This is a genomic window from Rhodoferax sp. OV413 (assembly GCF_900104385.1).
In the GTDB taxonomy this organism is placed as follows: Bacteria; Pseudomonadota; Gammaproteobacteria; order Burkholderiales; family Burkholderiaceae_C; genus Rhodoferax_B.
The window spans coordinates 155559-170376 of the sequence record NZ_FNJA01000007.1 but is presented as its reverse complement, the minus strand read 5'-3'; the positions used below and the strand labels follow the sequence as shown (position 1 = coordinate 170376).

9 protein-coding genes are annotated in these 14818 nt (G+C 65.3%); 5 read left to right on the top strand and 4 right to left on the bottom strand.

Annotated features, from left to right (window positions below; genetic code table 11):
• Positions 1 to 10 precede the first annotated feature (10 nt).
• Positions 11 to 3172, top strand: coding sequence for an efflux RND transporter permease subunit (locus BLT66_RS21400; protein WP_092760999.1), 3162 nt, complete (start codon positions 11 to 13; stop codon positions 3170 to 3172).
• A 50-nt stretch (positions 3173 to 3222) separates the two neighbouring features.
• On the opposite strand, the gene BLT66_RS21395 is transcribed toward BLT66_RS21400, so the two are convergent.
• The 4 genes from BLT66_RS21395 to BLT66_RS21380 form a co-directional block, all read right to left on the bottom strand.
• Positions 3223 to 4113 (bottom strand): ABC transporter permease subunit, encoded by an 891-nt coding sequence (locus tag BLT66_RS21395; protein ID WP_092760997.1) that lies wholly within the window; start codon positions 4111 to 4113, stop codon positions 3223 to 3225.
• The gene (locus BLT66_RS21390) at positions 4110 to 4901 is read right to left on the bottom strand and encodes a taurine ABC transporter ATP-binding protein (RefSeq protein WP_092760995.1); all 792 of its coding nucleotides are present in this window, start codon (positions 4899 to 4901) and stop codon (positions 4110 to 4112) included. Before BLT66_RS21390 ends, BLT66_RS21395 begins: the two co-directional genes overlap by 4 nt.
• Before the next feature lie 9 nt (positions 4902 to 4910).
• On the bottom strand, positions 4911 to 5927 hold the full coding sequence (tauA, locus tag BLT66_RS21385) for a taurine ABC transporter substrate-binding protein (RefSeq protein ID WP_092760993.1): 1017 nt from the start codon (positions 5925 to 5927) through the stop codon (positions 4911 to 4913).
• 201 nt (positions 5928 to 6128) lie between these two features.
• Positions 6129 to 7289 carry an AAA family ATPase gene (locus BLT66_RS21380; protein ID WP_092760991.1) on the bottom strand — a complete coding sequence of 387 codons (1161 nt, stop codon included), beginning with the start codon at positions 7287 to 7289 and terminating at the stop codon, positions 6129 to 6131.
• Positions 7290 to 7608: 319 nt separating this feature from the next.
• On the opposite strand from BLT66_RS21380, the gene smc reads away from it, so the two are divergent.
• Genes smc through def form a run of 4 tightly spaced genes read left to right on the top strand, consistent with a single transcriptional unit; the run spans position 7609 to position 14801 of the window.
• A complete protein-coding gene (gene smc / locus BLT66_RS21375) occupies positions 7609 to 11136 on the top strand; it encodes a chromosome segregation protein SMC (protein WP_092760989.1) in 3528 nt (1175 codons plus the stop codon).
• A complete protein-coding gene (locus BLT66_RS21370) occupies positions 11133 to 12173 on the top strand; it encodes a cell division protein ZipA C-terminal FtsZ-binding domain-containing protein (RefSeq protein ID WP_092760987.1) in 1041 nt (346 codons plus the stop codon). The genes smc and BLT66_RS21370 overlap by 4 nt, the downstream gene beginning before the upstream one ends.
• A 1-nt stretch (position 12174) precedes the next feature.
• Entirely contained in the window at positions 12175 to 14265 is a 2091-nt protein-coding gene (gene ligA / locus BLT66_RS21365) for an NAD-dependent DNA ligase LigA (protein WP_092760985.1), read from the top strand.
• Entirely contained in the window at positions 14262 to 14801 is a 540-nt protein-coding gene (def, locus tag BLT66_RS21360; RefSeq protein ID WP_092760983.1) for a peptide deformylase, read from the top strand. Before ligA ends, def begins: the two co-directional genes overlap by 4 nt.
• The last annotated feature ends 17 nt before the right edge of the window (positions 14802 to 14818 follow it).

Sequence of the window (14818 nt, the reverse complement as noted above, 5' to 3'; positions counted from 1 at the left end):
TCCATACGCCATGCAACTCGCTGAAACCTCCATCCGCCGCCCGGTGTTCGCCACCGTGCTGTCGTTGCTGATCCTGCTGGTTGGCGCGGTCAGCTTCAACCGCCTGGCAGTGCGTGAATACCCGAAGATCGACGAGCCCGTGGTCACCGTGACCGTGCGCTATCCGGGCGCCTCGGCCGAAGTGATCGAATCGCAGATCAGCAAGCCGCTGGAAGACTCGATTGCCGGCATCGACGCGGTGGACGTGATCATCTCCATCAGCCGTGCCGAGCAAAGCCAGATTTCGGTGCGCTTCCGCTTGGAAAAGGACGCTGACGCCGCAGCCGCCGAGGTGCGTGACCGCACCGCCCGGGTGCGTAACCGCCTGCCGCAGGCCATCGACGAGCCGGTGATTGCCAAGGTCGAAGCCGATGCGTTTCCGGTGGTGTTCCTGGCCTTCTCCAGCGACACCTTGAGCCCGTTGCAGATCAACGACCTGATCAACCGCGTGGCCAAGCCGCGTCTGCAAACCGTCACCGGCGTGGCCGATGTGCGGATTTTTGGCGAGCGCAAGTACGCGATGCGCGTCTGGCTGGACGCCAACAAGCTGGCCGGTTATCGACTCACCACGCAGGATGTGGAAGACGCGATCCGGCGCAGCAACCTGGAGGTGCCGGGCGGACGCATCGAGTCGCAGCAGCGCGAGTTCAGCGTCACCTCGCAAACCGACCTGGTGCGGCCCGCGCAGTTTGCCGACATCACCATCAAGAGCGTGAACGGCTTCCCGGTGAAGATCCGCGACGTCGCCCGGGTGCAGGAGGGGGCTGCCGAAGAGCGCTCGGCCGTGCGGCTGAACGGCCGCGATGCGGTGGCCGTCGGCGTGATCCGCCAGGCCACGGCCAATCCGCTGACGCTGTCGGCCGGTGTACGCGAAATGCTGCCCCGGCTGCAGCTAGACCTGCCCGCCGGCGTGCAGATTGACGTGGCCAACGACAACTCGCTGTTCATCGACCGCTCGGTCAAGAACGTCTACCGCACCATTGTGGAAGCCGTGGTGCTGGTGGCCCTGGTGATCTTTGTGTTCCTGCGCACCTTGCGTGCGTCCATCATTCCCATCGTCACCATTCCGGTCAGCTTGGTCGGCACGTTTGCGCTGATGTCGCTGGCCGGCTTCAGCATCAACACGCTGACCCTGCTGGCCCTGGTGCTGGCGATTGGCCTGGTGGTGGACGACGCCATCGTCATGCTGGAAAACATCTTCCGGCACATCGAAGAAGGGCTGGACCCGTTCTCCGCTGCCATCAAGGGCGCGCGCGAAATCGGCTTTGCCATCGTCACCATGACGGCTACGCTGGTGGCGGTGTACGCGCCGCTGGCCTTCACGCCAGGGCGCACCGGCCGGCTGTTTGTCGAGTTCGCGCTGGCCCTGGCCGGTGCGGTGGTGGTGTCGGGATTTGTGGCGTTGACCTTGACACCGATGATGTGTTCGCTGCTGCTTAAGCACAACCCCAAGCCGAACCGCTTCGACAGCGGCATGGAGCGGTTGCTGACCAGCATCTCGGACGGCTATGGCCGGATGATCCGCTGGCTGGTGGCCACCGGCTACCAGCCCGGTGCGGACCAGCGCGGCGCCGGCGTGGCCATCAAGCGGGTACTGCTGCAGGCGCGCTGGATCGTCATCGCCATGATGCTGGCCAGCGCGGCTGCCATCTACTTTGTCTATCCGAGCATGAAGCAGGAGCTGTCGCCACTCGAAGATCGCGGCACCATCCTGGCCAACGTGACCGCGCCCGATGGCGCCACGCTGGAGTACACCGACCGCTATGCCAAGGCCATCGAAGCCCTCGGCAAGCCGTATCCTGAGTTCGACCGCATCTTCACCACCGCCGGCAACCCCACGGTGTCGCAGGCCAGCGTGATCTTCCGCACCACCGATTGGGAGCAGCGCTCGCGCACCACTTTGGATTTGGCCCGTGAACTGGGCCCCAAGTTCAGCGGATTGCCGGGTGTGACGGCTTTCCCCATCACGCCGCCGTCGCTGGGCCAGGGCTTCCGCGAGCGGCCGGTCAACTTCGTGATCCAGACCTCGGACAGCTACCAGAACCTGAACAAGGTGGTGCGCCAGATGATGGACGAGATCGCCAAAAACCCCGGCATCCTGGCGCCCGATGTGGATCTGCGGCTGAACAAGCCCGAGCTGCGCATCGACATCGACCGCGAGAAGGCCGCCGACATGGGCGTGGCCGTCGACGTGGTGGCCAAGGCGATTGAGACCATGCTGGGCGGCCGCAATGTGACCCGCTACAAGCGCGATGCCGAGCAGTACGACGTGGTGGTGCAGACTGTGGCCAGCGGCCGCAGCACGCCCGAAGACATTGCCGGCATCTATGTGCGCGGCCGCAACGACACCATGATTCCGCTGTCGGCCCTGGTCAAGGTGCGTGAAGATGTGTCGCCGCGCGAACTGAACCACTTCGGCCAGCGCCGCTCGGCCACCATTTCGGCCAATCTGGCGCCCGACTACGCGCTGGGTGAGGCGTTGAAGTTCATGGAAGCCACGGCCAACAAATTGCTGCAACCCGGCTACACCACCGACCTGAACGGCACCTCGCGCGAGTTCCGCAACTCGCAGGGCGCGCTGGTCATCGTCTTCGTGCTGGCGCTGGTGTTCATCTTCCTGGTGCTGGCCGCGCAGTTCGAGAGCTTTATCGACCCGCTGGTGATCATGCTGTCGGTGCCACTGTCGATGATCGGTGCGCTGCTGGCTCTTAAATGGTCGGACGGCTCGCTGAATGTGTATTCGCAGATTGGCCTGATCACCCTGGTGGGGCTGATTACCAAGCACGGCATTCTGATCGTCGAGTTCACCAACCAGCTGCGCGAGCAGGGCCAGAGCATGGTCGACGCGCTGGTGCAGGCATCCTCGCAGCGCCTGCGGCCGATTTTGATGACCACCGGCGCCATGGTGCTGGGTGCGGTGCCGCTGGCGATTGCCACCGGTGCCGGTGCCGAGAGCCGGCAGCAAATCGGCTGGGTGATCGTCGGCGGCATGTCGCTGGGCACCTTGCTCACCGTGTTCGTGGTGCCCGTCATGTACTCGCTGTTTGCGCGCAGCAGCGTGCCCGGTGCCAATACCGCCGAGGCGCAGGAAGCGCCAACGCACCCCGTGGGTGCGGAAATTTTAGGAAAATAAGGCTCTGGCGCAGGTACTACCTGCGCGAGCTGCTATTTAAAAAATAGCGTTCAGTACTTGCCCTTCCACGGCACCAGCCAGCTTTCGAGCAGGCGCATGGTGGACGAGAAGGCAAAGGCGCAGACGGCGATTACCGCGATGCCGACAAACACAGCGTCGGTCGCCAAAAAGTGCGATGCCGACATCACCATGTAGCCGATGCCGCGGGTCGAGGCGATCAGCTCGGCGGCCACCAGCGTGCCCCAGCCCACGCCCAGCGCGATGCGGATGCCGGTCAGGATCTCGGGCAGGGCCGAGGGCAGCACGATGGCGCTGAAAAGCTGCCAACGGCTGGCGCCCAGCGACAGTGCGGCATTGACCCGCTCCAGCGGCAGCGCGCGCACGCCGGCTTGGGCCGACAGCACGATGGGCGCGAACATCGCCAGCGTCAGCAGCGCGATCTTCGAAGTCTCGCCAATCCCCAGCCAGATGATCATCAGCGGCAGATATGCCAGCGGCGGCAGCGGCCAGTAGAACTCGATGGGCGTGTCGAAAATGCCCTTGGCCCAGCGGTTCAGCCCCATGGACAGCCCGATGGGGATGCCCAGCGCGATGGCGATGGCTGCGGCTGACAGGATGCGCGTCAGGCTGGCCGACACATGCTCCCACAGCGTGGCATTCGCGTAGCCGTCTTCCAGAATCGACTTCGCCACTGCCAGCACTTCGGCCGGCGTCGGCAGGAACAAATGCGATACCTTGCCGGACTGGGCTACGGCCCACCACAGCAGCAGAATCGCCGCGCCAGTGGCGACGCTGGTCGTCACGGTGGAATGCTCGCCGATGCCGAAGCTGCGCATCTTCACCAGGCGCGGCGCGGTGGGCGCTGGCGCCGGCGCGGCTTCGGGGGCCGGGCTTTGCAGGGCCGCGGTGTTGGCAATACTCTGGATACTCAGCTCGGTCATACGGTGGTTTCTTCCAGCGTTTCAGATTGGTGCACGATGGCGCGGATTTCCTCGCGCAGCAGGGCAAATTCGGGCGATGTCTTGATGGCCCGCGCATCGCCGTCGCGCGCGTAGCGGCGCACAAAGTCCAGCTGGAAGCGGGCCACGATGCGGCCTGGCCGCGGCGACATGACGATCAGCTCGGTGCCCAGAAACAGTGCTTCCTCGATCGAATGGGTGATGAAAAACACCCGCTTGCCGGTTCGCGCCCAGACCGACACCAGCAGCTCCTGCATTTGCTCGCGGGTCATGCTGTCGAGCGCGCCAAATGGCTCGTCCATCAGCAGAATGTCAGGGTTGGGTGCCAGGGCCCGGGCCAGGCCCACGCGCTGGCGCATGCCACCCGACAGCTCGTAGGGCGCGGCATCGGCAAAGTCCTGCAGGCCGACCAGGCGCAGCAGCTCCAGCGCGCGCTCGCGCCGGTCCCGGCGCGAGACACCGGCGAACTGCAAACCCAGGGCCACGTTCTCTGCCACCGATTTCCAGGGCAGCAGCGTGTCCTTCTGGAACACTACGCCGCGGTCGGCGCCCGGCCCGCTAACGGGGCGACCATCCAGCGTAATGCTGCCGTCGGACAGCGGCAGAAAGCCGGCCATGGCGTTCAGCAGGGTGGACTTGCCGCAGCCCGAGGTGCCCAGCGCCACGACAAAGCCGCCTTGCGGAATGTCCAGCGACACCCGGTCCAGGGCCTGGACCGGCCGGCCGTCGCGGGCTTCGAAAAATACGCTGGCGTTATGGACGCGGAGCATCTGGAGCGCTTACTTCTTCAGTGCGACCACAGCGGCCGGCGTCACAAACGGTGCGTAGCTGGGCAGCACGTCAGAAATCTTCTTTTGCTCCTTCAGGAAAACCGAGGTTTCCTTCAGGATCTTGGCGACGCCAGACTTTTCACCACCGCCCAGCCAGGCGTCGGAAGCCTGGGTGTTCAGGCTCAGCAGCGACAGGTTTTGCAGCGCCGCGGCCTGGTCGGCCGAGGTGCCGCCGAGCAGCTTGGCCAGCAGCTTGGTGTTTTCGCTGTCTGCCGTCCAGGCGGCCTTGTTGCTGGTGAACGAGGTGGTGTATTTGTCGACCACGCTGGAGAAGGACTTCAGGAATTCAGGATGCTCCGTGGCAAACGCGCCGGTGGCCACCCAGGCGGAGAAGGTCGGTGCGCCCTTGTCGGCCACGTCTTTCGAGGTGACCAGCACCTTGCCGTTTTTCTTCAGCTCGGTCAGCGCCGGGTCCCAGACGAAGCCGCCGTCGATGTCGCCGCGGTTGAAGGCCGCCACGATCTCGGGCTGGGGAATGGCGAAGACCTGCACGTCTTTTTCGGTCAGGCCCTGGCTCTTGATCAGCGCCAGCAGCTGGTAGTGGTCGGTGGACACCGGCGCAGCGGCCAGCTTCTTGCCCTTCAGGTCGGCCAGGCTGTTGATGCCCGAGCCGTTGCGTACCACCAGCGCCTCGTCGGTGCCAGAGATCGAGGCGACGTAGAACGCCTTCACGTCCAGGCCGCGCGAGGTGGCGGCAGCATAGGGGCTGGAGCCCACATAGCCGATCTGCACATCACCGGAGGCAATGGCGGCAAAGATGTCGGCGCCCGAGTTGAAGCGGCGGAAGTCGATCTGGTAGCCGGTGGTTTTGGCGTAGTCGCCGTTGGCAATGCCGACCGACGAGGGCAGGGCGTCGGTCTGGTAGCCGATCACCACTTTCTTATCGACAGCAAAGGCCGATGTGGCAGCGGCCACCGCGAGTGCGCCGATGGCGGCGGCAGCGAAGAGTTTTTTTACGAATTGCATGCGTCGGGCTCCTGGATACAGTTCGGCCGCGGCAAACGGCGGCCTTGGACTGGATCTTAGGTTTAGACGGGTATGCAGATATAGAACAAAATCAACATACGATATTTGAATAACGTTGTTAAAAAACAAAGACTAAATCGGCCACTAGCGCATGTTCTACCTACGCGAGTAGCTATGGAATACATAGCAAGCGCGGATCGCTCAGTCCACCAGCGCGGGCGGCTGCGGGTGCTGCTCCAGGTACCAGGCGCGCAGGCCGTCGTCTTCGAACGCATAGTCGCCCCGGCCGGCGCGCCAGATCAGCTCTTTGTCGCGCAGCGCATCCAGCGCGCCCTGGATGGCCGAGTTGCTCAGTGGCTTGCCCAGTACCGCCTGGTAGGCGGTCAGCGCGGCTTCGGCGAACGGCGTGTAGTCGGGCGACAGGCGGGCGATGGCGTCGAGCACGGCTTTCTGCGGGTCGGGCAGGCCGTTGTAGGTGGAGGCGAACTCCTGCCAGGCCCGGTGCTGGATGTGCTGGGCGTTGCGCTCTATCAGCGCGTCCAGCGCCTGCGCGCCGCCCAGGTCGGCCACGGCCTCGCCGACTACGCGCTTCAGCATCTCGGGCCGGCGCCCGACCAGCTCGAAGGCCCGCTCCAGCGTGGCGACCGAAAACGCCTTGCCGTCGGCAAACTGCGGGTTCAGCCAAGCCGCATAGGCTTCGACAAAGCCGCGGTCCAGCAGCGGGAAGCGGGTCACGCCGGCGCCATAGAACGGCTCGCTCTTGCGCAGCACCAGGTGGGTGAGTTTGTCGCGGTTCGAGCCGGTCATCACCAGGTGCAGGCCGCGGCGGGCCGTGCCTTGGTTGAGCCGATCGCGTGCGGCCTTTAGGGCGAACATGGCCTGGGTGCCGGCGTCGCTGGACAGCGCATGCTGGGCTTCGTCGACCAGCAGCACCAGGGGCTTGCCGCTCTTGGCGTGCAGCCGCTCCAGCGCGTCGGCCAGGGTGGCGCCGCCGGGTTGGCCGATCTTGCCCAGGTCCAGCGACAAGGTGCCGAGCACGGTCAGCTTGTCCAGGCCCACGCTTTTGGCGGCCTTGAGCACTGGGCCGTCCAGCTGGGCCAGGGTTTCGCGCACCACGCCGATGATCAGCTCGGCCGGGTCGCGGCTGCGGTCCGACCACAGGTCTACATACAGGGTCTGCCAGCCGCGCGCGCGCATCTCGGGCACCATGTCCTCGCGCAGAAAGGTGGACTTGCCGGTGCGCCGCGGCGCGGCCAGGAACAGGCCGGAGGTGGCGTCCAGAATGCCGCGACCCTCCAGCGCGTCGCAGTAGCTGGCGGCGAGGGCGGTGCGGCGGTAGGTAAAGGCTTCGGCCATGGGCATGCTCGCTTTTATGGAAGAATTATTCTGACGAAGGTAATTTTATGTCTGATGGAATAATTTGACCATAAAGCGCTGTGCGTGCGGCCTAGGCCGGTGTTTGCGGCAAGCCTGTAACTTGGGCATAAAATCGGCCTCTGGCGCTGATTCAATCAGCGTAAGCAGCTATTGAAAATATAGCTTTGTGTCTGTGCGGAGAAGCCCGCCACCCAGGGGCTCAGGTAAACTCAATCGGCTTCCCGCAGGCCGCGGGCTGCATACAAAGCGGTTTCAAATCAAAGTCCATCACGTGTCCATCACGAATTAGCCACGTCAACCTCCGGTGCGTCTCCAATCCATCAAGCTCGCGGGCTTTAAGTCCTTTGCCGAACCCACCACCTTCCACCTGCCCGGGCAGTTGGTCGGCGTGGTCGGGCCGAACGGCTGCGGCAAGTCCAACATCATGGATGCGGTGCGCTGGGTGCTGGGCGAGAGCAAGGCCTCCGAGCTGCGCGGCGAGTCCATGCAGGACGTGATTTTCAACGGCACGACCACCCGCAAACCGGCCAGCCGCGCCAGCGTGGAGCTGGTGTTCGAGAACAACGACCACCGCGCCGGCGGCCAGTGGGGCCAGTTTGCCGAGATCGCCGTCAAGCGCGTGCTGACCCGCGACGGCAACAGCAGCTACTACATCAACAACCAGCCTGTCCGCCGGCGCGATGTGCAAGACGTGTTTCTGGGCACCGGCCTGGGCCCGCGCGCCTACGCCATCATCGGCCAGGGCACCATCAGCCGCATCATTGAGTCGCGTCCCGAAGAGCTGCGCCTGTTCCTGGAAGAGGCCGCGGGCGTGTCCAAATACAAGGAACGCCGCCGCGAGACCGAGAACCGCCTCAGCGACACGCGCGAGAACCTGACCCGTGTGGAAGACATCCTGCGCGAGCTGAATGCCAACTTGGAGCGGCTGGAAAAGCAGGCCGAGGTCGCGCACAAGTACAACAGCCTGCACGCCAGCGCCACGCTGAAGCAGCACCAGCTCTGGTACCTGAAGAAGGTCGACAGCGAGGCCGACCAGAGCAAGGTCAAGGCCGACGCGGCCCAGGCGGTGAACGATCTGGAATCGCGCATCGCCGACCTGCGCCATGTCGAGGCCGAGCTGGAAACTATCCGCCAGGCGCACTACGACGCTGGCGACGCGGTGAACCACGCCCAGGGCAAGCTGTACGAGGCGAGCGCCGAAGTGGGCCGTCTTGAGGGCGAAATCCGCTTTGTGGTCGAAGGCCGGCAGCGGGTCGAGCTGCGCCTGAACACCCTGAAAGAACAAATCCAGCAGTGGGCGACGCGCCAGGAAGATGCGCACTTCGAGCTGGAAAATCTGGAAGCCACCGGCATCGAGGCCGTAGAAAAAGCCGAGCTGCTGGCCGCCCAGGTCGAAGAGCAGGCCGCGCAGATCCCCGATCTGGAAGACGCGCTGCAAAGCGCCAGCCGCACCGCCAACGAGCAGCGCAGCGGCGTGGTCCAGGTGCAGCAGCAGATCCAGGTGCTGGCCGCCGAGCAGCGCAGCATCGAAGAGCAAAGCCGCCAGCTCGACCAGCGCCGCGAACGCCTGCTGGTCGACAAGAAAGCCCTGGCCGCGCCCGACGAAGCGCGCCTGTCGCAACTACAAGCCCAACTGGACGAGGCTAGCGAGGCCGCCAGCGTGGCCGATGCGCGCCTGCAGGATCTGCAAGAGCAACTGCCCCAACTCGACGAAGAGCGCCGCGCCAAGCAGGCGGCGGTGAACGCCGAATCTGCGCGCCAGGCCGATGTGTCGGCGCGCATGGAGGCGCTGAAGGCACTGCAGGAAAAGGTCAAGACCGACGGCAAGCTCAAGCCCTGGCTGACCCGCCATGGCCTCGAAGGCCTGCAAGGCGTGTGGAGCAAGCTGCACATCGAGCAGGGCTGGGAGAACGCCTTGGAAGCCGCCTTGCGCGAACGCATGGGCGCGCTCGAAGTCTCGCGGCTGGAGATGGTGCGCGCCTTCGCCGGCCTGGATGGCCGCGACGTGCCTCCCGCCAAGCTGGCCTTCTACAGCCCTCCGCCGGCCGGTGCCGCCTTGCCGCAGCGCAGTCTGCCGCGCCTGGCCGACTTGCTGCGCCTGAACGATGCCGGCCTGGCCGCCCTGCTGGGCGACTGGCTGTACGGCTGCTTTACCGCGCCCAGTTTTGAAGACGCGCTGCTGCAGCGCAGCCAGCTGCAGCCGGGCGAGGTGATCTATGTGCAAAGCGGCCACGCGGTCGGCCTGCACAGCGTGGCCTTCTACGCGCAGGACTCCGAGCAGGCAGGCCTCCTGGCGCGCGCGCAAGAGATTGAAAATCTGGAAAAGCAGCTACGCGCCCAGACCCTGATCAACGAGGAAACCCGCTACGCCCTGGTGCGTGCTGAGGCTGCCTACAACGAATCCTCGCAGCGCCTGGTGACGGCCCGGCGCGAGGCCACCGAGGCGCAAACCCAGGCCCATGCGCTGCAGGTCGAAACCCTGCGACTCGGCCAACTGGCCGAGCAGGCGCGCGTGCGCAGCCAGCAGCTGGAAGGCGATCTGGCCGAGGTCGAAGCCCAGCTGGACGATCTGCAGGAGCGCAGGGTCAACGCCGAAGCCCGCTTCGAAGAACTCGACATGCAGCTGGCCGACAGCCAGGAGCGCCACGCCCAGCTGGACGAGCGTGTCATCGAGGTGCAGCGCAAGCTGTCCGAATGCCGCGAGCAGCAGCGCAGCCTGGAGCGTCAAGCGCAAGAAGCCGCGTTTGCCCAGCGCAGCCTGGGTGCGCGCCGCGCCGAGCTGACGCGCTCGGTCGACATGGCGGCCCAGCAAACCCTGTCGCTGACCGACGAGCAGCAGCGCGCGGTCGACGAGCTGGCGCGCCTGAACGACGCCGCCGCCCAGGGTGGCCTGCAAACTGCGCTGGCGGCCAAGCTGGAGCGCGAAGCCGAGCTGGGCGCCCAGCGCAGCCAGTACGACGACCTGACCATCCGCCTGCGTGCCAGCGACGAGGCCCGCATGCAGAACGAGCGCGCGCTGGAGCCGCTGCGCCAGCGCATCACTGAATTCCAGCTGAAAGAGCAGGCCGCGCGGCTGGGGTCCGAGCAATTCACCCAACTGCTGGCCGAGGCCCAGGCCGATCTGGAGCAAATAGCCAAGTCGATTGCCGACGGTGATGTGCGCATGCACGGCATGCAGAGCGAGATCGACCGGCTGAACCGCGAAATCACCGCCCTGGGCGCCGTCAATCTGGCCGCACTCGACGAGCTGACGGTGGCGCGCGAGCGCAAGCAGTTCCTGGACGCACAGACCGCCGACCTGGTGGACGCGATGACCACGCTGGAAGACGCGATCAAGAAGATCGACGCCGAAACCCGCGAGCTGCTGTCGGGCACCTTCAATATCGTCAACGGCCATTTCGGCAAGATGTTCCCCGAGCTGTTCGGCGGCGGCAATGCGCGCCTGGTGATCACCGGCGACGAAATTCTGGATTCGGGCGTGCAGGTCATCGCCCAGCCGCCGGGCAAGAAGAACCAGACCATCCACCTGCTGTCGGGCGGCGAAAAAGCCCTGACCGCCATCGCCCTGGTGTTTGCGATCTTCATGCTGAACCCCGCACCGTTTTGCCTGCTGGACGAAGTGGACGCGCCGCTGGACGACGCCAACACCGAACGCTACGCAAAACTGGTGTCCAGCATGGGCCGCGAAACCCAGTTTCTTTTCATCAGCCACAACAAAATCGCCATGGAAATGGCCCAGCAACTGATTGGTGTGACCATGCAGGAGCAGGGCGTTTCGCGCATCGTGGCAGTCGATATGGAGTCGGCCCTTTCCATGGCCGAAGCAACATGACAACCACTCTCCAACTGGGTCTGGCCGTGGGGGGCGGGCTGGTATTGGTCGCCGTCGTGGCCTACAACACCTGGACCGCCCGCAAAAACGCTCCCAAGCAGCCCGACCCCTTGCCGCCCAGCAGCGTGCAGACCGAGCCCAGCGCCGACGACCTGGAGCGCCGCGATCCGGCCTTCGAGGGCGACGACCTGCCGCCGCTGCCGGTGCCCGAGCGCAAGCCCGGCATGGACGCGCTGATCGACGTGCTGGCCGCTATCGCCGTCGAGCAGCCGGTATCGGGCGACGCCGCCTTGGCCGGCATGCCGCCGACCCGCCGCGTCGGCAGCAAGCCGTTTGCCATCGAAGGCTTGAACGCCACCAGTGGCCAGTGGGAAACCCCAGCCGCCGGCCAGCGCTACACCCAGTTCCAGGCCGGTGTGCAGCTGGCCAACCGCACCGGCGCGCTGAACGAGATCGAGTTCTCCGAGTTTGTGATCAAGACCCAGGCGTTTGCCGATGCGGTCAACGGCTTGCCTGAGTTTCCCGAGATGCGCGAAGAAGTCGCGCGCGGCCGCGAGCTGGACCAGTTCGCCAACGACCATGACGCCCAGCTCGGCTTCACCCTGCGCGCGGTGCATGCCGCCTGGAGCCCCGGCTATGTGCAGCAGCATGCGGCGCGGCTGGGCTTTGTGCCCTCGCTGATCCCGGGCCGCATGGTCTTGCCCAGCGGCACGCCAGGCATGCCGCCGATTCTGGGCCTGGCCTTCGACACCCAAGCCGCTTTGGCCGAGGACCTGGACCAGTCGGCGCTGCGCGAAGTCACCCTGAGCCTGGACGTGCCCCAGGTGGACCGCGCCGAGCAGCCATTTGTGCGCATGCGCGATACCGCCGCCGCGCTGGCCGAGGCCATGGACGGCGCGCTGACCGACGACCGCGGCTACCCGCTGCAGCGCGACGCGCTGGACGGCATTGGCGCCTCGTTGGAGCAGCTGTACGACACGCTGGAGTCGCGTGAACTGGCGGCCGGCTCTGCATTGGCGCGACGTTTATTCAGTTGATATGCCGGAAAATTTAGAGCTTTTTAGTGCTGCAGCGCAGATTCCACCTGCGCCAGAAGCTATCAAAATGGAAGCATTGCGCCAGCAGCTGAACGGCTGGGCGCACAGCTACTACGTGCTGGATGCGCCTACTGTGCCGGATGCCGAGTACGACCGCGTGTTCCGCGAGCTGCAGGCGCTGGAAGAAGCCCACCCCGACTTGCTGACGGCCGATTCGCCGACCCAGCGCGTGGGTGGCAAGCCGCTGCCCGAGTTCGCCTCGGTGCGACATGCCGTGCCCATGCTGAGCATCCGCACCGAGACCGATACCGAGCCCAGCGGCGCGCTGAATTTCGATACCCGCATCCGCAAGGAGCTGGGCCTGGCCGAGGGCGATGCGCCGGTCGAATACGTGGCCGAACCCAAGTTCGACGGTCTGGCTATGAGCCTGCGCTACGAGCGCGGCGTGCTGGTGCAAGCCGCTACGCGCGGCGATGGCGAGTACGGCGAAGACGTGACGCAGAACATCCGCACCATGCGGCAAATCCCGCTGCGCCTGCAGGGTGACGCTCCGCCGGTGCTGGAAGTGCGCGGCGAGGTCTATATGCGGCGCGACGACTTCGACGCGCTGAACGAGCGCCAGCGCGAAGCCGGCCTGAAAACCTTTGTGAACCCGCGCAATGCGGCCGCCGGCGCGGTGCGCCAGCTGGACCCGGGCATCGCCCAAAAGCGCCCGCTGAAGTTTTTTGCCTATGGGCTGGGCGAGGTGACGCCGGTGGAGCAGGGCGGGCCGGTGTTCGATACCCATTACGCCATGCTGCAGACCGTGAAATCTTGGGGTTTTCCGGTCGCAGCGCAGGTGCAGATTGCGCAAGGTGCTTCTGAATTGATAGCATTTCACCAGCAAACCGGTGCCGCGCGCGACCAGTTGCCCTATGACATCGACGGCGTGGTCTACAAGGTCAACAGCTTGGCCTTGCAGCGCCAGCTGGGTTTTGTGTCACGCGAACCGCGCTGGGCCGTGGCGCACAAATACCCTGCGCAGGAACAGCTGACCACGGTGACCGGCATCGATGTGCAGGTGGGGCGCACTGGCAAGCTCACACCTGTGGCGCGGCTGGCGCCGATTTTCGTTGGAGGCGTGACCGTCACCAATGCCACTTTGCATAATCTGTTCGAACTGCGCCGCAAGCGCGTGCGGGTCGGCGATACCGCCATCGTGCGCCGTGCTGGCGATGTGATTCCCGAGGTGGTGGGGGTTGTTGAAAAGGCGCGCACAAGCTACGTGCCCAACTTCCGCATGCCGCGCACCTGCCCGGTCTGCGGCAGCGCCGTGGTGCGCGAGAAGACCGAGATGAACCACCGCTGCAGTGGTGGCCTGTTCTGCCCCGCGCAGCGCAAGGAAGCCATCCTGCACTTCGCCCACCGCCGTGCCGTGGAGATCGAAGGTCTGGGCGACAAGCTGGTCGAGCAACTGGTCGACGCCGGCATCATCCGCACCTTGCCGGATCTATACAAACTCGGTCTGACGGCGCTGTCCGAGTTGGACCGCATGGCCGACAAATCGGCGAAGAACATCCTGGCGGCGCTGGAGAAATCCAAGGACACGACCCTGCCGCGCTTTCTGTTCGGCTTAGGTATCCGCCACGTGGGCGAATCCACCGCCAAGGCGCTGGCCCGGCATTTCGGCAAGCTCGACAGCATCATGGACGCCAGCGTCGAGCAGCTGCTGGAAGTCGCCGACGTTGGCCCCATCGTGGCGCTGGCGATCCGCACCTTCTTCGACCAGCCGCACAACCGCGAAGTGGTCGAACAACTGCGGGCCTGTGGCATCACCTGGGAAGAGGGCGAGCCGGCGGCCGTGGCGCCCAAGCCACTGGCCGGCCAGACCTTTGTGCTCACCGGCACCTTCCCCACCCTGAGCCGTGACCAGGCCAAGGATCTGCTCGAAGCCGCTGGCGCCAAGGTGGCCGGCTCAGTCAGCAAGAAGACCCATTACGTGGTCGCCGGCGAGGAAGCTGGCAGCAAGCTGGACAAGGCGCAGGCATTGGGTGTTACCGTGTTGGACGAGGCCGGGATGCTGGCCTTGTTGTCGCAAGGAGTTGATGCATGACGGTTCATGAAATTCTCAAAATGGGCGATCCGCGCCTGCTGGGCGTGGCCCAGCCCATCACCGCTTTCGATACCGACGAGCTGCACCTGCTGGTTTCCGACATGCTGGACACCATGCGCGCGGCGAATGGCGCGGGTCTCGCGGCGCCACAGATAGGGGTGGATCTGCAGTTGGTGGTGTTTGGCACCCGCGACGTAAATCCGCGCTACCCGGACCGGCCCACCGTACCGCCTACGGTGCTGATCAACCCGGTGATCACGCCCATCGGCAATGCGGCAGAAGATGACTGGGAAGGCTGCCTGTCGGTGCCCGGCCTGCGTGGCCTGGTGCCGCGCTGGTCGCAGATCCGATACACCGGCTTTGACCAGTATGGCGACCCAATTGACCGCACGGTGGACGGCTTCCACGCCCGCGTGGTGCAGCACGAATGCGACCACCTGATCGGCAGGCTGTACCCCACGCGCATGCGCGACCTGACGCAGCTCGGCTATACCGAGGTGCTGTTCCCCGGCCTCGACCCGGCCGACGACGACTGAACTTACAAAAACCCGGA

Coding starts and splice junctions, on each gene's coding strand:
- BLT66_RS21370 (WP_092760987.1), top strand. CDS start 11,133: ATGACAACCACTCTCCAACTGGGTCTGGCCGTGGGGGGCGGGCTGGTA.
- BLT66_RS21390 (WP_092760995.1), bottom strand. CDS start 4,901: ATGCTCCGCGTCCATAACGCCAGCGTATTTTTCGAAGCCCGCGACGGC.
- def (WP_092760983.1), top strand. CDS start 14,262: ATGACGGTTCATGAAATTCTCAAAATGGGCGATCCGCGCCTGCTGGGC.
- BLT66_RS21380 (WP_092760991.1), bottom strand. CDS start 7,289: ATGCCCATGGCCGAAGCCTTTACCTACCGCCGCACCGCCCTCGCCGCC.
- ligA (WP_092760985.1), top strand. CDS start 12,175: ATGCCGGAAAATTTAGAGCTTTTTAGTGCTGCAGCGCAGATTCCACCT.
- BLT66_RS21395 (WP_092760997.1), bottom strand. CDS start 4,113: ATGACCGAGCTGAGTATCCAGAGTATTGCCAACACCGCGGCCCTGCAA.
- BLT66_RS21400 (WP_092760999.1), top strand. CDS start 11: ATGCAACTCGCTGAAACCTCCATCCGCCGCCCGGTGTTCGCCACCGTG.
- tauA (WP_092760993.1), bottom strand. CDS start 5,927: ATGCAATTCGTAAAAAAACTCTTCGCTGCCGCCGCCATCGGCGCACTC.